The sequence below is a fragment of the uncultured Kluyvera sp. genome, from assembly GCF_902485085.1.
Lineage (GTDB): Bacteria > Pseudomonadota > Gammaproteobacteria > Enterobacterales > Enterobacteriaceae > Kluyvera > Kluyvera ascorbata.
Genome location: NZ_CABTJS010000140.1, coordinates 83,504 through 106,296 on the forward strand (window position 1 = coordinate 83,504; position 22,793 = coordinate 106,296).

The 22,793-nt window shown below is 54.6% G+C and carries 27 protein-coding genes and 1 pseudogene; 1 reads left to right on the top strand and 27 read right to left on the bottom strand.

All coding sequences use genetic code 11. The features are described 5' to 3' along the window. Position 1: 1 nt before the first annotated feature. Positions 2–412: a tail fiber assembly protein gene (locus tag RDN66_RS16940; protein WP_192468207.1), complete on the top strand. Its 411-nt coding sequence runs from the start codon at positions 2–4 to the stop codon at positions 410–412. Here the strand turns inward: RDN66_RS16940 and RDN66_RS16945 are convergent. The 27 genes and pseudogenes from RDN66_RS16945 to RDN66_RS17075 form a co-directional block, all read right to left on the bottom strand. Beyond that, a complete protein-coding gene (locus tag RDN66_RS16945) occupies positions 384–836 on the bottom strand; it encodes a tail fiber assembly protein (RefSeq protein WP_192468208.1) in 453 nt (150 codons plus the stop codon). The genes RDN66_RS16940 and RDN66_RS16945 overlap by 29 nt on opposite strands. Before the next feature lie 181 nt (positions 837–1,017). Further along, positions 1,018–1,527 (bottom strand): annotated as a pseudogene (locus RDN66_RS16950) (phage tail protein); the annotation flags it as partial. A gap of 249 nt (positions 1,528–1,776) precedes the next feature. Then, positions 1,777–2,361 carry a YmfQ family protein gene (locus tag RDN66_RS16955; RefSeq protein WP_308538050.1) on the bottom strand — a complete coding sequence of 195 codons (585 nt, stop codon included), beginning with the start codon at positions 2,359–2,361 and terminating at the stop codon, positions 1,777–1,779. After that, a complete protein-coding gene (locus RDN66_RS16960; RefSeq protein WP_185668081.1) occupies positions 2,352–3,434 on the bottom strand; it encodes a baseplate J/gp47 family protein in 1,083 nt (360 codons plus the stop codon). Before RDN66_RS16960 ends, RDN66_RS16955 begins: the two co-directional genes overlap by 10 nt. A 1-nt stretch (position 3,435) precedes the next feature. Continuing rightward, entirely contained in the window at positions 3,436–3,873 is a 438-nt protein-coding gene (locus RDN66_RS16965; RefSeq protein WP_023293626.1) for a phage GP46 family protein, read from the bottom strand. Continuing rightward, positions 3,870–4,454: a phage baseplate assembly protein V gene (locus tag RDN66_RS16970; RefSeq protein ID WP_163181547.1), complete on the bottom strand. Its 585-nt coding sequence runs from the start codon at positions 4,452–4,454 to the stop codon at positions 3,870–3,872. The genes RDN66_RS16965 and RDN66_RS16970 overlap by 4 nt, the downstream gene beginning before the upstream one ends. After that, positions 4,451–5,584, bottom strand: coding sequence for a phage baseplate assembly protein (locus tag RDN66_RS16975; RefSeq protein WP_374044027.1), 1,134 nt, complete (start codon positions 5,582–5,584; stop codon positions 4,451–4,453). Before RDN66_RS16975 ends, RDN66_RS16970 begins: the two co-directional genes overlap by 4 nt. Continuing rightward, a complete protein-coding gene (locus RDN66_RS16980; protein ID WP_308538051.1) occupies positions 5,574–7,007 on the bottom strand; it encodes a DNA circularization protein in 1,434 nt (477 codons plus the stop codon). Before RDN66_RS16980 ends, RDN66_RS16975 begins: the two co-directional genes overlap by 11 nt. Positions 7,008–7,018: 11 nt before the next feature. Continuing rightward, positions 7,019–8,980, bottom strand: coding sequence for a tape measure protein (locus RDN66_RS16985; RefSeq protein ID WP_308538052.1), 1,962 nt, complete (start codon positions 8,978–8,980; stop codon positions 7,019–7,021). A gap of 129 nt (positions 8,981–9,109) precedes the next feature. Further along, entirely contained in the window at positions 9,110–9,547 is a 438-nt protein-coding gene (locus RDN66_RS16990; RefSeq protein ID WP_185668084.1) for a phage tail assembly protein, read from the bottom strand. 9 nt (positions 9,548–9,556) lie between these two features. After that, positions 9,557–9,913, bottom strand: a complete 357-nt coding sequence (locus RDN66_RS16995; RefSeq protein WP_308538053.1) for a phage tail tube protein — start codon at positions 9,911–9,913, stop codon at positions 9,557–9,559. A gap of 9 nt (positions 9,914–9,922) precedes the next feature. Continuing rightward, positions 9,923–11,443: a phage tail sheath subtilisin-like domain-containing protein gene (locus RDN66_RS17000; protein ID WP_308538054.1), complete on the bottom strand. Its 1,521-nt coding sequence runs from the start codon at positions 11,441–11,443 to the stop codon at positions 9,923–9,925. Continuing rightward, entirely contained in the window at positions 11,440–11,613 is a 174-nt protein-coding gene (locus RDN66_RS17005) for a DUF2635 domain-containing protein (RefSeq protein ID WP_115258398.1), read from the bottom strand. The genes RDN66_RS17000 and RDN66_RS17005 overlap by 4 nt, the downstream gene beginning before the upstream one ends. Then, positions 11,610–12,143 (bottom strand): phage protein Gp37, encoded by a 534-nt coding sequence (locus RDN66_RS17010; protein WP_023293635.1) that lies wholly within the window; start codon positions 12,141–12,143, stop codon positions 11,610–11,612. The genes RDN66_RS17005 and RDN66_RS17010 overlap by 4 nt, the downstream gene beginning before the upstream one ends. Then, entirely contained in the window at positions 12,143–12,565 is a 423-nt protein-coding gene (locus tag RDN66_RS17015) for a gp436 family protein (protein ID WP_023293636.1), read from the bottom strand. Before RDN66_RS17015 ends, RDN66_RS17010 begins: the two co-directional genes overlap by 1 nt. Continuing rightward, positions 12,565–13,035 carry an HI1506-related protein gene (locus tag RDN66_RS17020; RefSeq protein ID WP_185668087.1) on the bottom strand — a complete coding sequence of 157 codons (471 nt, stop codon included), beginning with the start codon at positions 13,033–13,035 and terminating at the stop codon, positions 12,565–12,567. The genes RDN66_RS17015 and RDN66_RS17020 overlap by 1 nt, the downstream gene beginning before the upstream one ends. An 88-nt stretch (positions 13,036–13,123) precedes the next feature. Then, on the bottom strand, positions 13,124–14,044 hold the full coding sequence (locus RDN66_RS17025; RefSeq protein ID WP_308538055.1) for a Mu-like prophage major head subunit gpT family protein: 921 nt from the start codon (positions 14,042–14,044) through the stop codon (positions 13,124–13,126). Then, positions 14,041–15,156, bottom strand: a complete 1,116-nt coding sequence (locus tag RDN66_RS17030; protein WP_182928262.1) for a phage protease — start codon at positions 15,154–15,156, stop codon at positions 14,041–14,043. The genes RDN66_RS17025 and RDN66_RS17030 overlap by 4 nt, the downstream gene beginning before the upstream one ends. A 198-nt stretch (positions 15,157–15,354) precedes the next feature. Further along, positions 15,355–15,813: a phage virion morphogenesis protein gene (locus RDN66_RS17035; RefSeq protein WP_023293640.1), complete on the bottom strand. Its 459-nt coding sequence runs from the start codon at positions 15,811–15,813 to the stop codon at positions 15,355–15,357. After that, the gene (locus RDN66_RS17040; RefSeq protein WP_182928261.1) at positions 15,810–17,141 is read right to left on the bottom strand and encodes a phage minor head protein; all 1,332 of its coding nucleotides are present in this window, start codon (positions 17,139–17,141) and stop codon (positions 15,810–15,812) included. Before RDN66_RS17040 ends, RDN66_RS17035 begins: the two co-directional genes overlap by 4 nt. Then, positions 17,125–18,669: a DUF935 domain-containing protein gene (locus tag RDN66_RS17045; protein ID WP_308538056.1), complete on the bottom strand. Its 1,545-nt coding sequence runs from the start codon at positions 18,667–18,669 to the stop codon at positions 17,125–17,127. The genes RDN66_RS17040 and RDN66_RS17045 overlap by 17 nt, the downstream gene beginning before the upstream one ends. After that, positions 18,669–20,333 (bottom strand): hypothetical protein, encoded by a 1,665-nt coding sequence (locus tag RDN66_RS17050; protein ID WP_308538057.1) that lies wholly within the window; start codon positions 20,331–20,333, stop codon positions 18,669–18,671. The genes RDN66_RS17045 and RDN66_RS17050 overlap by 1 nt, the downstream gene beginning before the upstream one ends. A 1-nt stretch (position 20,334) precedes the next feature. Further along, a complete protein-coding gene (locus RDN66_RS17055) occupies positions 20,335–20,916 on the bottom strand; it encodes a DUF3486 family protein (protein WP_023293644.1) in 582 nt (193 codons plus the stop codon). Positions 20,917–20,924: 8 nt separating this feature from the next. Continuing rightward, complete coding sequence (locus RDN66_RS17060; protein WP_023293645.1) at positions 20,925–21,212, bottom strand: hypothetical protein; 288 nt, start codon at positions 21,210–21,212, stop codon at positions 20,925–20,927. Then, complete coding sequence (locus RDN66_RS17065; RefSeq protein ID WP_023293646.1) at positions 21,212–21,508, bottom strand: DUF2730 family protein; 297 nt, start codon at positions 21,506–21,508, stop codon at positions 21,212–21,214. The genes RDN66_RS17060 and RDN66_RS17065 overlap by 1 nt, the downstream gene beginning before the upstream one ends. Before the next feature lie 358 nt (positions 21,509–21,866). Beyond that, a complete protein-coding gene (locus RDN66_RS17070) occupies positions 21,867–22,253 on the bottom strand; it encodes a DUF2570 domain-containing protein (RefSeq protein WP_182928258.1) in 387 nt (128 codons plus the stop codon). After that, a complete protein-coding gene (locus RDN66_RS17075) occupies positions 22,240–22,743 on the bottom strand; it encodes a lysozyme (protein WP_308538058.1) in 504 nt (167 codons plus the stop codon). The genes RDN66_RS17070 and RDN66_RS17075 overlap by 14 nt, the downstream gene beginning before the upstream one ends. Positions 22,744–22,793: the final 50 nt, after the last annotated feature.

Sequence of the window (22,793 nt, forward strand, 5' to 3'; positions counted from 1 at the left end):
TATGAACAAAATCTACTGGGATGCCGAAACATCATCTTTTTACAATTCAGATGTGAATAAAGATATTCCGACATCTGCGATTGAAATCACCCATGATAATTGGTCAGAACTACTCGACGGGCAAGCCAGGGGGAGTATTAAAACAGGGAGTGATGGTAAACCATATATAGCCGAGTTCGACACGAGCCAGAATGTTATCAATGAAGCTGCGGCAACGCGTGAACATCTGCTGTCGGTCGCAAGTAGCAAGATAAACTGGCTTCAGGACGCAGTTGAGCTTGGCATCGCGACGGAAGATGAATCAGCCGAATTATTGGAGTGGAGAAAGTACCGGGTGCTGCTGATGCGTGGTGATACCAGCAAGGCACCCTATATAGAGTTGCCTACACTACCGGGGGAGTTGGCCAGTTAATATCAGGGGCGCTTGCTGCATCAATAGCATCAAGCGCATCAATGTAATCCAGAGTGACGTTCAACTGCTGTTTTTCTGAATCAGTTAGATTGCGACCAGCCTGTAATTTCAATTGAATAATACTGATTGACCGCGTTGCGCTATCTATCAGTGACTGGCGGTTTTGCTCAGCGAGACTCACCAATACGTCATGAGTTGGCGCAGGGATATCAATCCACTCTGGCTTACCAGCGGCGGATACCAGAACTTTACCAACAGGCGCGGTGCCTGTGAATTCTGCAAACTCGTCGTCAGTTACCTCCACGAATTTATCAGGCCACGTTCCGGCTTTTTCGTAATCAGCTTTATCAGCCACGCGATAAAACGAATTGAGTACTGCGGGTGAATACTTATCGTTTTGATCGCAAAAAATATAGTTTTTCATTTATCTATCTCCCGAGCGCATAGGCGGAAATTGACGCAGCAACAGGGCCAACCCCACCACCGATGGTGATTGCCCTGGCATAGCCCGCAACGTGATCAACAGCAGATAAATTGATATTGGCGTTAATCACACTGAGCTGATTTTGAGCGCTAACTGGCAGCCTGTCGGCCGCCCAGCAGAATAATATTTCGCTGGGAAACGGCGTATCAAAATTCAGACTAAACCAGCCGTTAGAATCTGCATTACCATTCACGGCCTTCAAAATTAAACCGTTAGGCAGTTTCGTAGTGAGCTTTCTTGAGCTCAAATCTCCTGTGACCGTTAACGGGAAACTGGACATATCGGGAATCTGATTTTCACCGGTTCCCACAGCCCGTTTTGCCGCCTCTCCCAAACCAAGGTATGAAAGAATACCTGCGACATCTTTGCCGCTGAGAGCGGTTAATGTATTGTCCAGTGGTTGCTTACCTGCCAGGGCATTTGTCATCGTAGTGGCAAAGTTTGGGTCATTACCCAGCGCGGCTGCCAGTTCATTCAATGTATCCAGTGCTGCCGGGGATGAATCGACGAGCGCCGCCAAAGCAGCTTTAACAAAAGCAGTCGTGGCAATCTGCGTATTGTTAGTTGACTGGCTTGCCGTTGGTGCCGTTGGTACACCGGAGAACGCCGGACTTGCGAGAGGTGCACGCTGGTTTACAGCAGCCTCAATCGCCAGTTTAAGCTGATTTAAATTGGCTTTATCTGGAGAGATTCCATAGGCTGCACACAAATTCAGCAGCTCGGCCTGAATCATATTGAACCATGCTGCGCCGGGATAAGAAGCAGGTACACCACCACCACCTTCAGTAAACCAACGCGGGGCCGAACTTTGCACGGCTCCGAGTGGTGGCATCGCACTGACGCCGGAATTATTATCAAGATGGAACATGACTGATTCCTTTTATTGGTAAATATAAATAAACACCTGATGAGCGGGTTTATATTTCTCAAGCAGACATTCAATTACGCCGCCGGAATAAACGACCAGTGGAGTAAGGCAATTATCAAGAACGGTGGCGTTGCGATTATCCACACTGGTTTTCACGATGATATGTGACGTGAAACGTCCGTAGTTTTTACGTAATCGGGTAAGGCAGTTATCCAAACAGGTGGCATAAGCGCCGTCGCTGTACGACTCTATCTCGATATCGAAGCCATACTTTGCGGCAAGCTCGATATAGAATTGACGGTTAAGGCTCCCGACCATTCTGTACTTCTCTGCAGCTGCGGTCCGGCGCTCGTCAAATGTCTGGCCAGCGCTGGTGCAATCCGGCAAAGCGAGCCATTTCTCCCAGTCCTCAAGCAAAACCACAGACCGGTCAGGGAAACGCTCATCAAGCAGACGATCAATTGAGGCATCATCCTGTTCCGGGCCATCGGCAAGAGCCCCGGCAATCTTGCTCAGTTCTGAACCGGGTTCTTTGTTCCAGGCGAGCCCAGTGGGAAGCAGCTGCAGGAATACTCGCTGAAACCTCGTCATATCCATGTGATCGTCCCCGGAACCAATAGCTCATCAGCCGCTGAATAGGTGGCAGTGGTGGGCGACGACAGCTCAAAGTCAGTCAGGCTCTGGCTTGAGGCAATCACACGGATGAGGCTGGAAGTGGTCATCGTGCTGCCTGGCTCGCATTTGTTATAAAAAAGCGAAGCCATCCCATTGGCAATATCCTGCTTCAGCGCATCCGTTTTAGGCGATATTTTAATAGTCATATCCAGAGGCTTTAATTTCGGTGCAAATACGGTCACCTCCGGCCCTTCTGGTTGCCCCTCAATAACGCCGGTAATCGGATTCGGATGCCCTGCAATATAATCCGTCACCCTTGCAATATCAGAATCACCCGGAATAATGCTGCTGTTACCATCCATCACAAACGCAACGCCTACCGTTCCCGGCCCCTGCCAGGTCGGCAGACACCATGCACGAGTTACACCTGCACATTCCCGCGCCCAGCGCTCATAGTCGTATTTATTACCGCCGCATGGCGGATGCTGGGCGCGAAATTCAAGCCGTGCCAGCAGTTCAGAGACCGGCTCAATATCACTACCACCAGTCAATCCGTTTGTGGCCACAGCATCTGAAGAAATCCCCGCGACAGGCGTGACCAGCGTCAATGCAGTACCCGCAGGAGCATTGCCGGCAGTCCCTGACACTACCGCCGTAACAGGGACATTGACGGTCCCGGCCGCTGCGACATCAAAATCAGCTTCAAGCGCATAAAGGATGTTGCCGGCACGCTGCCAGCGGGTATTTTTTGGAATAGTGCCGGCAGCGCTGGCCGTGACCGTAATCGGGTCGCTTGCCGGCGTCGGCTGCTTGCGGCGAATACCCCAGAACTGGCAATGTTTGAGCAATTCAGCTTCATCCGCATCACCGGGGATAATCTGGCGATATGCCCAGGAAATATGCTCATGCAGACCTGCATCGAGACCAGCCTGCGCACGCGCCAGCACGCCCAAGACTTTTTCCTTATTTCCTGTCGCGGAACCTTTTAAACGCTGCTGAATATTACCTTCAGCACGCGCGATTAATTCTGGCAACGTAGGCGATTTATAAGGCATGTTAAATTCCGTTATATTGCGATTTAAAGGAATAAGGACTGACAGAGCCATCCGGCAGCGTGAATTCAATATCCAGCTGTAACCAGCCGCTTTCCGGCTGGCTGGCGTAAACGGCTATCTTTTTCACGCGGCCGGCTTCTTTAAGCCATACCAGCGCCTCAAGCGCATATTCAGCAGCGCGGGTGAGCACTGAATTGAGTGTCTTTTCACGGGAAAGCAGCCACAGTCTTGAGCCAATAGGACGGTCACGGAAGGTATCTGCCCACCATCCACGACGGTCAGTGTTATCGCCGGGAATATCATCTGAATCCAGCGCACGACGATCCGTATGCAGAGAAATGATGACGTCATTGGTCAGGCTGTCGTCGGTCAGCATGTCCTCGCCGTTCTGCGCAATATCGCCCCGGCCATTAATCCAGACGAATGCCAGGTCTGTCATTGCATCTCCTTGGTTAATGGGCCGTCATGTTCTTCATGGACGTGTCGTTTGGTAGATTTGCCATCCACGATGATATCCGGCGCAGTGGCCTCACCCTGAAGGTCAGTTGTACCTTTAACCTGAAGATTTTTATCTACCTCAAGGTCACCGGTAAACCGGGCTTTTGGCATATCGAACAACCCGCTTTCATCGGCATACACCTCAACCGTTTTGCAGGTCACAATGGCCCGGCCGTCTTTGGTTAAGCGGATGCGGTGCCCCTCGTAGTGATAAAGACCGCTATCGCCCGCGACCAGACCGACAGGACGATAACGACGATCATCAACCACCAGAGCAACGGCGGAATCAGTATCGCCGCCAAGACTCACCATAATGGCTTCAGAGCCAGCCAGCGGGACACTAATCTGACCGTACTGCAGAGGGCGCTCGACGTCATCCAGTGGACCATCATCAAGGCTCGTCACCTGGAGGTTCTGCATCTTCAGGCTGTCATTGACCAGCGTTACCACGGCGCGGCCAATCATCAGCCGCAGCCGGCGCATGACGGGAGCAATCAGACGCTGAAATGCCTGTTCACTCATGGGCGTTTCTCCGGGTGCTTGCGGTAATACTCTTCAGCCAGCGCATCCACGCCGCTCTTATCTTCGCTTTTACGGGATTTTTTCGTTTTACTGTCCGGTTCAATTGGTACCAGCCAGCCATCGCGCGGGGTAAGCGTCAGCGTGGTCATGATGCCGGTGCGATCATCCAGCGCCAGTACGACTTTGCTGACCAGAAGCGGTCCCGTGGTGATACTGAAGCGGGATGCATCGATATCGACCAGCAGGTTAGGCATCCACAGCGAACCATCGCGGCGCAGCCAGCCGTCTACTTTTGCCTCGAAGGTGCGTGATTTAGCCAGGCGACGACGCATTTCACGTGTCGCGCGGCCGCTGGCACCTTTGGAATCCGTTTTGCTGTCAGCAAGGATAATCGTCGGGCGGTAGCGCGTGATATCGGAGTCTTTCACCTCTGCTTTCTGACTGGCGATGTTTTTTGCGCTCTGGTCGTCACCGGCTTTGCCGCTGGCGCGGCCGTGGCCAGCGACAATGTAATCACTGAAGCGGTCACGATCGTCTTCTTCAAACTCCATCTCAATCAGGTTCTCACCGAGAATCAGCTTATCGGTCTGGGTTTCATCCGCGCGGGTGAAAACCAGCTCACCGGCGGCATTGCTGGTCATCAGTACACCACGGGCGCGGCTGGCACGGCCCAGCGCCTCATAGACGGTTTCTGAGTAGTCGAGCGTGAAGGACGGGAACGGCGCTGAGGATTCGCTGTCGGTCAGCTCCCAGCGAACGGCCACCTTATAAGGACTACACAGGTCACGCGCAATCTGCTCAAGCGTGCGCCCCTTCCACTGACGGCCCTGGTAGATAGCCGCGCAGTCAATCAGGTCAGCTGTTTTATCGCGGCCGGAGATGGTGATGGACATTGAGTCGGCCGTCATGTTGCGACGACGGCCATCGAGATAACCGGTAATGACCGTCTGGCCATTAATGGTGAGGGTAAAAGGCTGACCCGGAGAAAGTGATGATAAATCGGTTTCTGGCTGAACGTTGACACCAAGTTCGAAATAGCCGGAGAGTGATTCGATGGAGCGGTTAATATTGATGGTCGTCCACCCGGCAAAAATCTTTCCTGCGGTGCGTAATTCGACGTCAGCCATCAAGGATCTCCAGAGAAACGCCCCCTGGCATCAGGAGCGGATTGGGTACACTGTTTCGGCGACCAAAACGCTGCCAGTAAAGGCTGTCACCCGTTTCGCGATACAGGGCAACCAGTGCCGGCTCCGTCTGATTTAGGGTGACGTTGCGTACATTCGCCAGATGAATACCGCGAGTGCGCAAATCGTTAATCACCACAAGACGAAACGTGGCCAGTTCAAGGCTGCTGGCCGTAAATCCGGCATCAGAAGCAGCAATGGTGCTGTCATCCAGCATCTGGCCCAGTTCACTGGTAACCCGTTCGATATCAGCCTGGCTCTCAAAGAGTGGAAACGATGCCGGACTGTTCTCTGAGGCTACAGAAGTTGAATCGTTCCGGGTGATTCCGGCAGCTGAGTCCTGCTGAGTTGTTGAAGGTGCTGAGACAGAACTGACAGGTGTCGTGGTCGTCAGTTCTGGAGTGCGGGAGAGTCCATCATCAGTGGCCAGCGCATCAGTCAGAACGGCAGATGCCGCTTCAGCCTGGCTGGTCTGTGTGGCGACGGTCGCAACATAATACAGCGTATTAATGTTCGCTGCAGCGGCCGGATCAAGATGAGCGGTATCCGTAGCAGCCTGCCGGCGCTTCAGATTAACGCCAATGCGTTCATACGCTTTAAATCCAGCATCATTATCCGCAACAGATGCGATCCCAGAAAGCGCCCCCAATAAATTTGCAGCCAGTAATTTTGGTGCATTGACCAGCCGTGTCGCCATCCCTTTTACCTGGGTAACAGCAGACAGCAGCCCGTTGACACTGCCCAGAATACCGACATTTTCAATCGCATTAGCAATATCGTCATAAACACCACTGATAGCATCTGCAACGGCCGTGGCGCCATCTGTTGCTTCCTGAACTGTCTGCCAGGCATCGGAGAGCGTATCCCCCAGAGAACCAAACAGGCTATCCTTTTTGACGGTTACGGCGGCTGCAGTATCTGCTGATGTCTCTGGTGCCTCATCTTCTGCGGCCGGGTAAACAGTAATTGTGAACTCGTAGTAATTGAGTTCATCAGCAGTGTAACGGCATTCCCATGTATCAACCAATACCTGCAGCGTACCAAAATCCGGGTGAGTTAGTTCCCCTGCGCCGGCATCATCGAGCGCCTCAATCAGATTTTCCTTTAGCTGCTTTGCATCTTTGCCCAACAGACAGGCAGAGAAGGAAAATTCATGGAGTTTTCGACCAAGATCAATCGCCCCACCTTTATCGCGCAGTGGATATTCGCGTTTAACGAGACGACGACCACCGGTCATGCGTTGGTCACGGAAAATCAGGAACGGCACGTTGCGAAATGTTCCTTTACCATCCGGTTTGCTGTTTTTTAAACCCAGCGCCCCCAGTCCATCACGGAGAGAGTTCACACTAGCGACTGTACTTTCAAACATGATTTGTCCCGTTAATAAGGGTAAAGGTTCTGACCGGTCCAGACGTTCATGCCCATACCGTCTTCCTGAATATTGGTGCTGGTGATCTGCAGGCCGTCAGCCAGCTGGATTTTCAGCTGTGCCTGAGCACTGACTTTCTGTTCTGGCGGCGGGGTCTTCTGCTGGCCGCTACTGTCGTTCCCGGCAAATTTCTCGTAAACATTCCCTAGCCATCCGCCCAGATAATCCCCAAGAACACCACCGAGAGTGGCACCTACAACAGTACCCGCCGGGCCGAGCAACGAGCCCAGTGCGCCGCCACCCCATGCGCCGGCTGTACTGCCCATAGCAGAGCCTTTATCTTGTACAGTCGCGTTTTCATCCATCAACGTTGGCACCATCATTGCGCCAGCCATCAACGGCCCACCAAAGCGGGAGAACATACGGCCTGCGCCGCGCCCAAGCCAGCCCAGCGCACCAGCACCTTTTGCAGCCACACGACCAATGGCACTGTTGGCCACCCAGCTACCAGCACCTTTGATGGCTGAGCCTGCGCCGGCAAGCATCGAACCCGCGCCGCTGAAGATGCGGGAAAACAGCCCCGCTTTTGCGGCAGGAGCTGCTGCAGGTGATGTAACAACCGGGACACTGGTGCCACGACCACGTCCCGGCCCACGCTTGCGTTTACCATTACCCGCATAGACGTCGCCACCACCGCCGAACGACGCTGGCCAGTTGGTGACAAAGACCTGCTGAATGAGCTGCGGATTGCTCATGACAGGTGGCATACCCGGCCCGCCCGCACCAGGCTGGTTTCTGCCGCGCATCCATCGATAGGCGCGATATGGTGAGGTAGCCACCTGCCAGGTTGGGCGAACGATAGCGCCGCCCATCCGTAGCGCCTTGTTCGCCAGCCAGATACCACCAATAACCTTGGCCATCGTTTTCAGGCTGACAATATTGTCATCCACCCAACTGAGGGCATTTTTACCCATTTTCAGGTAACGCCAGGTCTCCTGAGCGGCACTGCTGATCGTATCAAAAGCCGTCTGGAAATTAGCGGCTAGCTCATCGGTTAGCTGGTCAACGCCACTTACACCGTTTGCTCCGGGTTTACTCAGTTGGCCATACCAATCGAGCACACCTTTAACACGGCCTTTAAGTATGTCAAAAGGCCCTTTATTCATCAGTTTATCGGCGAAGTCTTCCCACACATCGCCCATTTGCGCTGTCAGGCCCGTCCAGCTGTTCATCGCATTTTTCTGGGCACCTTTCGACTCCTCACCAAGGAGCTGGAACAAAAGTCCAATATCTTTTGCCCCTAACTTACCCGCAGTTCCCAAATCCCTAACGTGCTTTTCAGACTTTCCTGTTGCATCAGCCAAAACCTTGTATACGTTGATTCCGTAACCAGTCAGCAGGTTGGCATCTGCAGCAGTAATTTGCTGACGAGAAAACATTTGTTTGAACTGAAGCGACGCACCCTGCGCTTGATTCAAATCCCAGCCATGCATAGCACCCTGATCCTGAAGCATCGTAATAAAGCTTTTGGCACCTTTGTCGGTCATGCCAAATGACTTACTACTAACCAACTCCCCCATAACGCCTGTCAGCCCCCAAGTGGAGTCTTTGGCGTTCTGAATGGCCCATTGCATCATTTCTGACGCATGCTGCTGGTTGCCTTTGTAGAGAGAGTTGAGCGCGATACGTTGGTTTTCTCGCGTGGACGCGATGCTGATGAATAGCTTATTGGCGGTATAACCGAGGCCGGCTATCGTCGCACCGCCAGCAGTAAGCATGCCAAACGTGCGGGTTGCCGAGGAACCAAGGCGGTCAATGGAGTTTGAAACACTGGCGACGGAATTGCGCAGACCGTTCATCGCCGTCTGGCTGCTGCGAGCCATTGAGGAGATGTTCCCGGAGAACTGGCGGGAACGCTGGGCAATGTTGCCCATTAAATCAATAATGATTGAGGCGCGAAATTGCCCAGCCATGATAATTACCTTTTAAAGAGGGTTTCAGCCTGCTTGCAGTGTCGGAAAAGGCGGGAGAGCGGAAGAGAAAGGGCCCATTCCGGGCCCCCTTTAAGCATGACGCCGACCGCTATAGCCGCCTGTTCAATCTCACTCCGACACTGCAGCCACTCGCCCCCGTTCAGGGGTCATCGCCGCAGCCTGAGCAACATCACGTAAATCAGTCGCCAGCGAAACACGATGGAAATCGCGCTGGGACATTTTTTTGAGCAGAACCAGCGACAATGGACCGCTAATCACGCCCACTTTTGCAATCTGCCGGCGCAACATCTCCAGCCCCATCTGAGAAGGTGAACTCACCAGCTGTGGTCCTGCTTTGGTCTCCACGACACGCTCAGAGGCCATCTGCGCATCAATGATGTCGCCGGCAGTCAGTTCACGGAAGGTGATGTCATACTGCATTTCCATCTCTTCGCCGGTGCCGTACGGGATGCCATCAAGCAGACGGAATGTACCGTTTTTGAGTGCATTCAGAATCTCCTCATGAAACTCCATTGCTTCCTGCTCAGGGCTTTTAAACTCGGTCATGGTGACTCCTTACGCGATACGTTTGCTGGTTTTAGCGGCGAGTTTGATGGTGATTTCACCGTCGCTATTTTGTGGATCATCGGTCTGCCAGGCGTTTGGCATCATCCAGGTTTCACCGGTATCGGCTTTAAACTCGGCGGTCACATCCGTCCAGTTGATGACTTCATCCAGACCAATACCGCTGCCACCAGGGATTTTGCATTCCAGTGTGGCTTCACGCGGCGTCGATTTATAGCCATAGACACGACTGCCTTTAACGGTTTCCCGAGTGTCACCCGCAGGGGTGAAGGTACAGCCCGCCAGCGTTTCAAGCTCAAGGCCGTTGACGCGGATAAAGGCGACGCCCTGACGTTGATTTCCTGCCATGTTCCCCCCTTAGAGGATGAAGCGGATCTGTTCCGCTAAGATGCGGAACTGGTTAATGAGGTTCGGCCCGGCCAGCACATCAACACGGTCACGATCGCTTTTGTTGCGCACCACATAGAGCTCGTCTTTAAAGGTGGTGAAGTCTTCCACCAGACCGGCTTCCTCCCACTCGGTAAACAGTGCCAGCAGCTCCGTTTTGATAATCGATGGGGTTACAACCGGTTGACCCGGCGCGAAGTTCGTACCGTCGTCAGCGAGCTTATGACGCGGGAATTTCTGTGTAATACGCACGCGGGTCGAATAGCGCAGATAGCTCAGCGTCGCGATGGTCTCAACGTTGAGGTAGGACGGGTCAGGGTCGCCGTAGCTGTTGGTGCGATATGTCGTGATAAGACGCTCAAGCTGCACCTGACCGCCGTCGTTGACGGTAAAGGTGCTGATGCCGTCAAACAAAAGACCATTACGCTCAGGCCAGGTGAAGAGGTCTGTCTCTTTCGGCGGCATCAGATTACTGACGACCAGCGTCTGCAGAGGTCGGGCCGGGTCGATGCTCAGTGACGCAGCCGCCACAGCAGCAATACTGGTGCACCAGACATACTGCGGTTGTGGTGTCGCTGGTGCGCCAAGGCAGCACAGCAGATGATCATTGCGGCTCTGCCCGAAGGTCGTCAGACTACCCATCGTGCCGTGATAGCTGGTAAACGCGATACCATCCGCCTGGTTAATCGGCCCCCAGCGGTCCGTCAATTCGGTACGCAACAGGTTCAGGTTCGTCGGGTCGGTATAAGGCATGACCAGGTATTTAAACTGCAAATCACCCATTGCGGCGATAGAGGCTGACAGGTCCGGGTTGCTGTTGGTATCGGCCGGATAGGTCACCGTGGCCACAATGCCGCCAGGTATCATTTCCTGATCGTAATAGTTGAAGCGCGTATCTGTCGGGCAGGAGCGGCCGAGAAACTTAGCTGATAACTTCACATCGGCATGGGTCGGGTCTGCGTTCTCGCCGCCGCTATCGGGTACGACAGTCGCTGTCACCGGCAGATCGTATTTTGCATTAATCAGGTCAGCCAGACTCTGCGCGATATCCGCGCCTTTATCGCCAGTCTTAACCGTGGCAGGAATACGAACACCCGCAACATAAGTCACCAGAGTACCGTTCTCTGTTGCTGTACCGCTCAGCTTAATGGTAGCGGCATCGGCAACACCTGTTCCATCGCCCTGGGCGATGCAGTACAGCTCCGCAACGCGGTTGAGCTTCAGGAACTCCGTCGCCATCAGGTGGATCATCGACCCCTGGCCGAATGCGGCAGATGCCTGAGACGGGGAGTAAATACGCGTCAACGTATTCGCCGGCACCGACCCCACAGGCTTCTGATTAACGTCAGAAGCTCGCTGGCCGAACATCAGAACACGCTGACGTGGCGCAGGAGTGCCGGAAACCGCGTTGCTGTTGTTGAACTCGATATACGCCAGAGGAACGCGAATTTCGCCGCCCGCCGGGATCGAATCAAAGGAAATATCGCTCATTTCGCACCTTTCTTAGTGGCTTCTACCGGGAGCACGTCGCCATCTTTGAGGCGGCGCAGCCAGAAACTGGTTTGCGGCTTGGTCTCACCGTCCACGGCCAGCAGTTTCATGGTCTGCGGGTCGCGAACAGTGCGGCCGGGAGCCGGCTTAATCTTCAGCACATCAGTCATGGTTGTTTCTCATTTACGTTGATATGCGCCTCAAAAGGCGGGGTGCCGTCTGGTTGTTTCCACGTCTGCCAGTGGCGTTCGTAGTCATCCAGAGAGCTGAGATCAATGCTGGTATCGATGGGCGTTGTGCCGCTGAAATAAAGGCCGTAAAGCGCACAACCTGCGCCCCCTTGCGCATCGGTGTAGAGGTTTTGTCCTTTGGTCAGCTTCATGCCGGTGGTGGAGCCGAATGTCTTCCAGTTAATCCCCGCCACCAGGCGCTCAACAATCTGGTAGATACCCAGCCGGTCACCTTCACGACCGTTGAGCATGCTGGCGCATACGTAGAGGACCCAATGGCTTTCAACCTCACGAGAGGTTCGTCCGGGACCACAGCCCAGCCAGGCGATATAGACCGCTGGCTCACTGAGCAGCATGCGCTTGATAGCCACATCATCCCAGGTGCCCGGATGCGTATCGACATCGCGCAAGGTGTTGCCGAAAAGTCCTTTAACAGCCTCAAGCAGCGCGGTTTCGGTATCGCCAATCATCAGATAAAACCCTGCTGTTTACGCGAGAAAACAGGCGCATCAGAAACCACCTGAGCAAGGTTCTCACCATCTGGGGCACTGCCGGCAGTGTCGGTGCCAAGCGGAATCTTTCCGTCCCGGACGCCTTCCAGCCAGCGGATGGCGTCCTTATAGCGCTGTGTTGATTGTTCAGTCGCTCGCGTGTCCTGCAGGAAGTACCAGGCAATGACGCAGCAGACCTGCGGCAAGGTCGCTGGAGCCACCGTCAGCGGTAATGTGTAGCGGGCGACAATGTAGCTATCCATCATCGCAGTCGCGTCAGCCAGCGCTGCATCAATGATGACGTCATCCGGCTGGTTATTATCCGTCCGTGTTTTGGTCAGTAGATCCAGATTGCGGCGCTGATACCGGGACGCCATTTCCGCGACAGTGGCATAAGTCATTACGCGTCCTCACCCTGTGAGGCCAGCGCCGCATTGAGCTGCTCACTGGAGATGATTTCCCCCAGAGCGGTAGACACAGCAGCCACGCGCGGTTTTCCCGCAGAGGTGAAATGCTCAGCGTTAGACTTGTCCAGACCCGCGACGGCCAGAATGATGCGCTCGTTCAACGGTGGCTCATTCAGTTCTTCAGTTTTCAGCTCACTGCCCAGGCCCACGTTGTCCACGGTCCCTGGCTCTTCCGCGTCCGGTGCTGGCGAGCCAGATACGATTTTGAGGACGCTGTCGCCTTCGAGAATACGCACTTGCGCTTCAGTGACGCCCACCACGCGATTCTCGCCACGGGTGAACGGGATGCCGGCGCGGCGGTATACGTCCCGGTAACATTTGACAACCAGGTCGAAAAGCTGATTGCCAGCTGTTTCGCGAGCCGGTGAAGTGCCATCAATGCCTTGCTTAAGTTCTTCTGACATGACATGGGTTCTCCCTTTGAATCCACGTTAAACGGCAGGTTAAAGGCGGATTAACCGCCTTTAACATCGGTTTAAGACTGCAGGTAACTTACAGGTAGTCAGCGACCACCAGTTCCAGCTTGCCTTTCATTTCGTTACTGACGACGCCGTTGGTGCCGGCAATCAGTTCACGCTCCAGCAACTGGATGGCCGCTTTCTCATTGCCCGGAGTAACCACCAGGTGAGTAGGACGCAGCCCCAGTGGACGGCCACCATCGGCGTGGAATTTGCGCATGGTGGTCCAGCCGGTCCAGAGGTTGTCGAGTGTCAGATCGGCGTTCATGGCCATCGCCATCTGCCAGAAACCAAAGCCCACCGCACGACGACAGCTGACACCAAACAGGAATTCGTTGTCGGTAAAGACGTGTTCGTCAGTGATGGCTGTTTTTGCAACCAGTTCAGCCTTGCGGCGGTCCTGGAAGATCAGCGGCTTGATAGCACGGGAGCAGTCCAGCAGATACCAGCTATCACCCGTCCAGTCAGCGGCCTGTTGGAAGACGTTCGCAACAGACGTCGCCGTCCCGGTGCCATCCACTTTCGAATAGACCGGATGGTCGGTATCGAAGAAGTTCTGGCCGTCATAACATGCCTGGTTAAAGCCATCTTTCAGCAGGCCAAACACCAGCTCGTCAGGCTGTACAGCCGCAGAACGGCCCAGCTCAGAGAACATCGGGCTGTAAACGCCAAGGTTGTCATCTTCGAAATCATCACGACTGATGCCGACGGTGCCTTCATAGGTTCTGTTGGCCACGGTGTAAGCGCTGGCCGCCATCTGATTCACAACTCGCGCACCGACCCACTCACGCAGCTGCGGCGCGTTACCCAGCCAGCCATAGGTATTGGATTTGGAGGATGACGGTACCGTCATGGCAATTTTCTGGTACTGGGATGGCGCACCATCCAGACCACCCTGAAAATCCTTACGGAATGAGGTCATCAGGGCCTTAATGGAGCTCGCGGTAACGATCATTTATCGCCTTCCTCTTTGAGTTTCTGGTATTCGGCTTCAGACATGCCGAGTGCTTTTGCTGCTGATTTTTCATCGGCAGACAGCGCCGTAAGACCTTCGCGGCGGGTATCAGGGATACTGGTCGTCGCAGTCTGTAGTGCAGTCAGCGCCGCAATCGGCTGCTTGGCATCGAGCTGAGCAGAGAGTGCGACAACCCCAACCTGAGCGCCAACCTGCTCAAAGTAAGCCCGCTCGGATTTGAAGATACGGCCTTCGGTTTCCGCCTTATCCAGAACAGCGCTAAGGGAAACCGTGGAGTGTTTACCAGTGACCTCTGCCAGCTCCTGGCGAATGGCGTTATAGGTTTCCACCGGTACCCATTTGGTGAGGTCTGGCGTGCCGGATTCGGCTTTTGCCGTAACCAGTTCAGCACTGAGTGCAGTCACACGGGTGTTCAGTTCATCGTGCTTATCTGCCTTGCCCTTGAGCGCATCAAAAGCTGACAGTGCGGCTGTGGCCTGCTCATCGGTCACGGCAGCATTCTCAGCCAGCGTGATACCGAGTCGCGCCAGCAGCTGACGCAGGTTTTCATTCATGGGACGTCCCTCATGTGGGTGGTTAGTGAGTTCATCAAAGGAAGCAGCCAGCGCCGCCAGCTTTTGCATGCCAGTCGCGCCAGGGTCATTGGTCAGCGCCACCATGCGCAGCACGGTTGGTGCACCAGTAACAAGGTCGTAAGGAAAAACGGCCGAAAGGAAGCCGAATTCTTCGTTGGCCAGATAGGTCAACGCCGCAGGTGTCCAGCGAGGCTTAACAAAAAGCCCCTGGCCTTCACGCCACTGCATTTCATCAGCGTTAAACCAGCCAGCCGCTTTCAGTTCATCAGGCGAAAGTCCTTCAGACTTGCGCAGCTGGTTATGCTCGTAATCAATCAGCACGTCCTGGCCAAGAGCCCGGACGCCATCAATCAGACGTGCAGCGATGGCCGCATCCATATACCAGCCATCAGCAACATCGAACGGCCGACCATCACGGGCACGAAAACGCCCGGCGGGAAGCAACTGGCACCAGCCGTCATCACCGACGGTGGCCGCAAGAATGGCGATACCAAAAGAGGAAGGTTTTGTTTTCATGGCCTGCTCGTTGCTGAGAAACTCAGGCCATTTTTACGCGGGGAAGAAAATGCAGGTGATTCCGGTATCTGACTGAAAACAACGAACCGGATAGAAAGCGAAGCGGGAGAACGGACGCAACCCCATTTAAAACACGTTTAAATCTCTCTGTACGCGTTTAAAAGATTTTATAAGCGTCAACGTATAGCAAACATCATACTATGGCCTGAGAGCAGCCTGAGCACGTTTTTCGATAGCAGCGTAAATCTCTTTGCGACCGACCTTATCAAGCCCCATATATGGACGAGCTCTCAGGACAGTATATCGCGCCTTTCCGCCCCACTGGTGAATCGCAGCATAAATCATCGGCGAACCAATCAGTGCCCAGTCCGGGCCATAGTCCGTGGTGATGCTCCTGGCCAGATCGCCATTCAGGGTCAGGATAGTACCAGGAACATAATTATGTTTCTCACGCCACGCAAGATAAGGATCGCTCCAGCTGGCCCAGTGCTCACCGGTGACCGGGTCCGCCTGCTGTTCAAAAGCGTTCTCCGTTGAGGAAAGCAGTGCAGCAGCTGCGGCACGTGGAATGGCCCCATCGTTGGCCATTGCGCCCAGGCTGATGAACGCCGTCTGGATCCTGTTGATATCGAGCACAACCGCTAAATCAATACTCATGGTGCCACCTCCAGCCCCAGACGGCCCTCAATCACTTCAAGCGAGCCAGCGTTCACCGCTGATTGCAGGCTGCTCAGGCTTGCCCGTGACAGGCTGACGACCTGGTCAAGCAGGTCTCCACCGTTCTTCACTGCGGGCTCTGTGCGGATAACTATCTGCTGTCCGGCATCATCTGCAGGCGTTACATACATGAGCACATTCCTTGCGCTATCCCACAACACCGCCTGAGGCTGAGCCATCAGCGCCGGCAATTGTTGTACATCGGCATCACTGAGCTTTGGGTCTGCAGCTGAAACCGCATCAGACAAACCTTTTTCGCTGATCGCCAATAACCGGGCTGGTTCAGCACCGACTCGCGCTCTGACCACGGCGGCAACGGATTCAGACATGAAGCCCAGCGTCTGAATGGCTTCACCGGCGCGGCCACTGGTGAGGGTCCGTTTTGCCCACACTGAAAACGCCAGCTGGCGCTCGCGGCTGTTGTTGAGCGACTGGATAACCTGCTCACGCAGCTGCGGGTCGCGGGTCTCGATAACTTTACGGATAAGCGTCTGGTCAGTGCCGAACGCCGCCGAACCTGGGTTATACGACCAGCCCACATCGGGCGTCATTTTCACGCGGCCGTTATCAAAGGTCGTGGATTCCGTCCTGAAGATTTCACCCGTGGTCTCATCAATGCCGGCGTCAACGTCATGGGTGTGCACGAAAGATGCCCCATAACTGACTTTCAGCCCCAGCGCTTTCATACGTTCAGCAGACAACGCCCTGACGCGGCAGCGGCAATTCCAGCCATTCGGCGGGTAGTGCGTCTTCCAGAACGGGTCATCATAGCGAAACACCAGCCCATTCAGCGCAGCATGCTCCGGGCGGGTTCGCCCGTCCATAACGGCCACATACTGCCAGAACGGGTAATCTTCAACGTTATTCATCATCTGCGCATAACGGCCGCTGTTATAAGCCGTGCGCATATTGACGTTGTAAATGGTCGCAAGACGGCGCGGGCTGCCCAGTTCGATTTCCTTAGCATTACCCTCGGTATCAACAACAATCTGCTTTCCCCACCATCCCAGCTTCTGCAGGCGCGGTGCCAGCGTCCGGGTAAACTCCTGACGCGTGATGCCGTCGTGGACAGCGCGATCAACCTCGTCACGAAGGGTGTTCAGCACATCAAGCCGCACCGCTTTAGCGACGGTAAACGCGCGGGCATGCGCGTCCGTCAGTTGCTCATACCAGTTCCAGGTGACGTTATGGCCCTTGGCTCTGAAGTAAGAGACCGCCTCTTTTGGGGGTAACCGGGCGGCGTATGCCAAATCAACTGCTTGTGCCATCGATACGCCCCCACAGGTCAGCGACAAAGATAGCGCGGGTCAGGAGGTCGATAAGCGCTGCATCATCCAGTTCGGGATAGAGCGTCGCCGCATCCTGCATCGCCGATTCAGGGCCGTTTTTAATAATGCTGGCAATAACGGGCTTTAAAAGCGGATCAATGGCCTGTTTAAACGCATCCGGCGTCACCGCCGCACCCATATCGTCAATATCATCAGTCTGCTTCAGGTCTGTCGCACTCAGACTGGCCTGACCGTTTACCGCTGGCAGACCTTCAGCCACTGGCGCGGCACGGAATACCTGCTCGTCACCGTTAGGCTGCGGGATATTCAGTTTTTCCTGAATCCAGGACACTGGCACCGGCATACCTGCCGCCAGTTTCGGAATGGCCTCCGCAAACATAGAGAGGTCTTCGTATTCACCGGAATCAAATACGATACCCGGCAAACGGCACGGGTCGAGGGTGGTTCGGCTGTTGACTGCCAGTAACGGATAAATCAGGTCACGGTTGACAGAGCGACGCAGCTGCCGCAGGTCGGCATTGCGGATCTCTTTACGGACTTCGTTATGAACTTCACCCAGAGAACGAGCACCTTTGTCACCGGCTTCCGTGGTCAACGTTCCACCCAGAATGGCTTTTGACATGGAGCGCTCAGCCCAGCTGATTTGCGCCTGGAACGGGTCTGCCTGGCCATCGGCCGCACTCTGGAACTCCAGCGCCATACCCATCGGGATAATACCGCCAGCACGACGCCCGATATCCATGACCGCCTGCATCAGAGTGGATTTCTCTCGGGAGGTTGCGCCGGTTGGGTACTTGCCCACGCGCATCGGCAGACCGTAAATCTCCAGAAACTCAGCAAAATCACGTACCGAATAGTTTTTGAAAATAAACGGCCAGACCAGCGTACGGACCAGACCCAGCGTGCCGGCATACCCTGAGCGGGACTTTGCCTGATGGCGGAACCAGCCAAACGGCTGAAGTTCAACTCCGTCGGCGCTGCCATCGCGCAGCCTGAGCTGATTCAGATTGCTTTCTGGCGTACAGAACAACGCAGGATCACGCCAGTGAAGCGCAACAGGTACGCGCTGCTTACCCAGCCAGCCCCATTCGATCTCCTGCATGCTGTAGCCCTTGAGGATGGCGTCGCCGGCATCAAAAATGCCGTCCTCAAACCAGGCAGCGTCCTGCAACATCTCATCGAGCATGGCCGCATCTTTCTTTTCCTGCGGAGTGGCGTCTTTCGGTGGCTGAATACTCCAGGGCAAAGACTGGATGGCCAGCCGGCGCTTTGACAGCTCGGAAAACAGATGCGTGTCCTTTTCTTCCATATCAAAGGCGAGGTCAGCCTGAGCCGTCAGGTCTCCGCGTTCGGCGTCACGCAGAACAATGGCGGCACGGTTTGGCGTGATACCACTGGACGGGTGCTCCTGGGTACGCTTTGCCATCATCACCAGTGATTCCTGCGCCGTCTGCAAATCAGGATCAAAATCGAAGGGATTGCCCGTTAAATCCAGAATACGGCCCATTACCAGCATCCTCTTTCAAATTCATGGTAGTCATCATGGGTTTCATCATCGTGCGCATCTTCCCGGCGCTTACCTGGCAACGCCTGCACGCTGCCTTCGTCGATGACAAAACCATTCATATAAGAAGCGCGTACCGCCATCGCCAGCGCTACCGCAAAGTCACCGTGACGTTTGCCACCGGTGCCACTGGCATTGGCGTCTTTGGTTCTGCCCTTATCAATCTGGGGAACGCCATTAACGACCTTGATATTGAGCAGGTCATCCAGCGTTGTCTGGTGACGGGCGATAATCAGGTTCTGCGCCTCAAATTCACCTTTTAGCTTTGGCATCCATTCCTGATACCAGGCTGCTGACAGGTGCACGCTGTCAATCATCTCCGGGCCATACACCAGACGCGCAGCCTCAGCGAGATAACCACCATTACCCGTGGCATCAAAAGCGGCGCCAATAAAGCGAGGTAAACGCGCCAGGATAAACAGCATGATCTGACGCTGCTGGTCATAGGTGACGTTCTTCAGCTCGACGCGGAAGCATTCACGCTTATACAGGTCGGCGGTGATTTCCAGCGGGACAAAAACGGTCAGGTCGCCATTACGGGCAAAGTCTTCACCAAAGGCGTGCTTATGCTGAACGTTGAGCGCGGCCAGTAACGGGGCCAGCTCTTTCTCGCACCACGCTGAAACTTCCGCTTCCCGCAGTTCTGGCGACCAGGATTCAAAATCGTCAGGAGCTTCAAAGCGCAGGATCGGAATATCACGCTCCGGCGTCATCGCCGCTTCAATGAGTACGCGGGAAAGGTAGGCACCACCGGATTTTTTCGGCACGCAGCCATATTCCTCGTCGGCGCTCTCTTTGTTCGGGGCATTGCGGTAAAGGTCATCACGCCATTTTTTCTCTTTTTCGGCGGACCACTCCTGACCCGTGACGTAGCAGATACGGCGATACAGACCATCACTGATCGCGTCATCCAGGGTAATACGATGAACGGAATAATCTTTCCGCCCCTCTCGCGCGTCCTGAATGTACTGGTTAAACAGATTATCAACGCCGTTATGAGTGGAGATGATGCGTACACGAGCGCCCCACATGGTCAGCGCAAATGCCGCTTTCAGCAGTTCATCAAGCGACTCATGGAAACCGGCTTCATCAATAACGACGTCCCCCTGTAACCCACGCAGGTTGGACGGCCGCGAGGACAGCGCCTGGATCTTAAAATTGCTGTTCGGAAAGCGAATCATGTACGACAGAATTTCTTCGTTCTTATCGCTGTCCCAGAAGGTCTGCTCATAGACGTCGGCTTTTGCCAGCTGATTGAAAGCACGGGCAAACAGCGCACAAGCGGCGATGTACTCCAGCGCCATCTCCTGCCGGGAGCCGACATAAAAGACATTGCGGCCACCGCGTTTACGTGGCTTTGCGGCCGTCATAACATTACGGCCAGCCTCTGCCCAGGTCAGACCGGTACGGCGGGATTTTTCAGCGATACAAATCTGACTGTCATCGCTGAACCACCGGGCCTGATAGGGAAGGAAAACGGCTTCGCTCGCCGGGTTCAGACTGCCGACATCCGTCACAATATCCACGCCGAGTTTGCTGGCTTCTTCCTTCAGGTCAATCTGGCGCGGTTCGCTGAGTGGGGTGAGTCGTTTTGTAGTTGCGGTCATATCACGCTTTCCCCAGCAACACATTGCGAATACGCTGCTCAAGCTCTTCGCTCATCCCATCCGTACCGCGCAGTTCGTCACTGACAGCATTAGCCGCTTCTTCTGCAAAGGCCTGGCGAATTTCTTTTTCGCGCTTATGACTGGACATGGCTGTTGATTCCAGACGCTGGGCCGCCAGCATGGCATTTTTGAGCATGTCGATATCGACTTCGGCTTCTGGATCTTCAATCTGGCGCATCAATGCTTTAAAGAGCTGACTTCTGGCCATCTCCAGTATGAGCTTGGTCGTTTCACCCATCGGCTTATCGCCGAGCTGGCTGGTGAGCGCCTGTGTCATTTCCCTCATCTGACGCAGGTTCTGTCCCACCTGCTCGACACTGGTGGCATAACGGTTCAGGCCAGAACGGGAAAGCCGCATGTCTTCCGGTAGCCCAGCATCATCAATCAGCGCATTAATCTCTTCCAGGATCTGCGCCTGTGGAATGGCTTTATCCCTGAGCATGGCATGAAGCGTTTTTTTGACGTCTTCAGGCAGCAGATCAACTTTCGACGCGCGGCCGCGAGTGGGTTTTGTCGTTTCCATAGCTAACCTCAGCGGGCACGGGGCTTTTTAACACCGGATACGCGGGAACGACCTTCGGCGACATCCTGCCCCCGGCCAGTAATGGTGACGACATAAAAACCACGCAGGTTTTCAACCGTAACCAGCCCTTGCTCCTGCAGCCAGTCAATATGAGTACGAACGAGATCGCGTGAAATGTTGTGGCCGTAGGCATCAAGGCAGTCATTCAGAATGCTTTCGTTCGCTTCGTTGTTGCAGTCCATCAGGCTGCGAAGAATGACCAGCCTCTGGTCTTCAGTCAGAATATCGTTAATCATCATTTGCTCCGGTTCACCGCATTTTCCAGTAACAATTCAATCTGGTGGGTCATTGACTGCACGCGCTGGCCGATAACCTTCATATCTCCAGCAATCTCCGTCATACGCAGGCGCATTTCCTGCATATCTTCAACGCCAGGCATATTGGCGTATTTGGTTTCCATCTCGGTGAGGCGATTTTCCAGCTTTTCTACCCGTTCGGTACTGGCGAACGTGCGCCGCATCGCCCAGACAATCCCGCCAAAAGCTACTGGTAACAGATATGGCCACAGACCGATATATTCAAAAATGCCCACGTTTAACTCCCTGAATAACAACGCTGACACAACGTCTCATACTGGCCAGTCAGCTCAACAATCCCCAGCCTGCGACGACATAAGGCACAAATACGGTCAGGCTCAGAGCGCTGGATTTGTGGTCCAGGCCAGCTGCAGCCTTGTTGCTGCCAAAGTTCCCGCAGAAACTCTTCAGCCTCCTGAAGCAGGTCGGCGTCCATAAATTTCAATCCTTTTTAAATCCTGCTGGCGGGCATCGTTCTTATCGCGATTGCACTGGCCAAGTGCTGTTAATAGCGTGGCATTCCAGACCACCGAGGCACCGTATGTGAACGGTGCGGGGCGCACTGGCACAGGCGTTTCCGCCAGCAGTTCTGCATCAATAGGCAGCGGGGTCACCACCACCGGAACGGGCGCGGTTCTCGACCCGCTGCAACCACTCAACAGCAGCAGCAGGCACATCGCGCTTAGCGCATTCTTCTTTTTCAAGGATGAGGGTGATCTGGTTCTGAGCTTCATCGCGCAGCCTCTCGTCTTCGCGCCGTGCTGCGGCATTGGCCGCGCGGATGGCACTGAATATCTGGATGGTTTGCTCCTGGCCGTGTAGCAGCCATTCTGCTGTGTTTCTGGCTTGCGTCTGGGTCTGCAAGTCCCGGCGTAACTGGACGTTATCGCTGTGCGTTTTCTCAGCCTTTACCCAGACCGCACCCACGGTGACCAGGAGTGCAACCGCGCCGGCAGCGATAAGACGATCAGCGAAGGTCATCAACACCTCCGACTGACCATATGGCCATCTCAACTTCACGGCGCGTCATCAGTCCTTTCCACGGTTTCCCGGCCGCAAATATCCAGCGACGCATCTGGTCGCGAGCACCTTCAAAATCACCGGCATTCAGTTTTTTGAGGAGGGTCGAACTGGCGAACGCGCCGGTGCCGGTATTGAAAATGAACGTCTCAAGTGCGGTGCGCTGATAATCGGTTAAAGGGACTTTTACCAGACGTTTAATGGCTGCCCGAACGGGCTTTAAATCACTGTCCAGCAGGGCCATGCATTCATCATGGGTGTAGGTGCGCATCTGGATATCAGCGCCAGTATGGCCAACACATACGGTCAGGATGCCGGCAATGTCGCGGTACGGGGTATATTCGATCCCCTCGACGTGGATAAGGGTCTCGCGGGTCATTTCGTGATAACCGCCACCGGCGATAGCAATCGCCAGCAATGACGCTTTCAGACTACGGGGTATTTGGGGCATCAGCTTATCCGGTGAGTGGATCTGCATCCGAGGATAAGAAAAAGCTGATT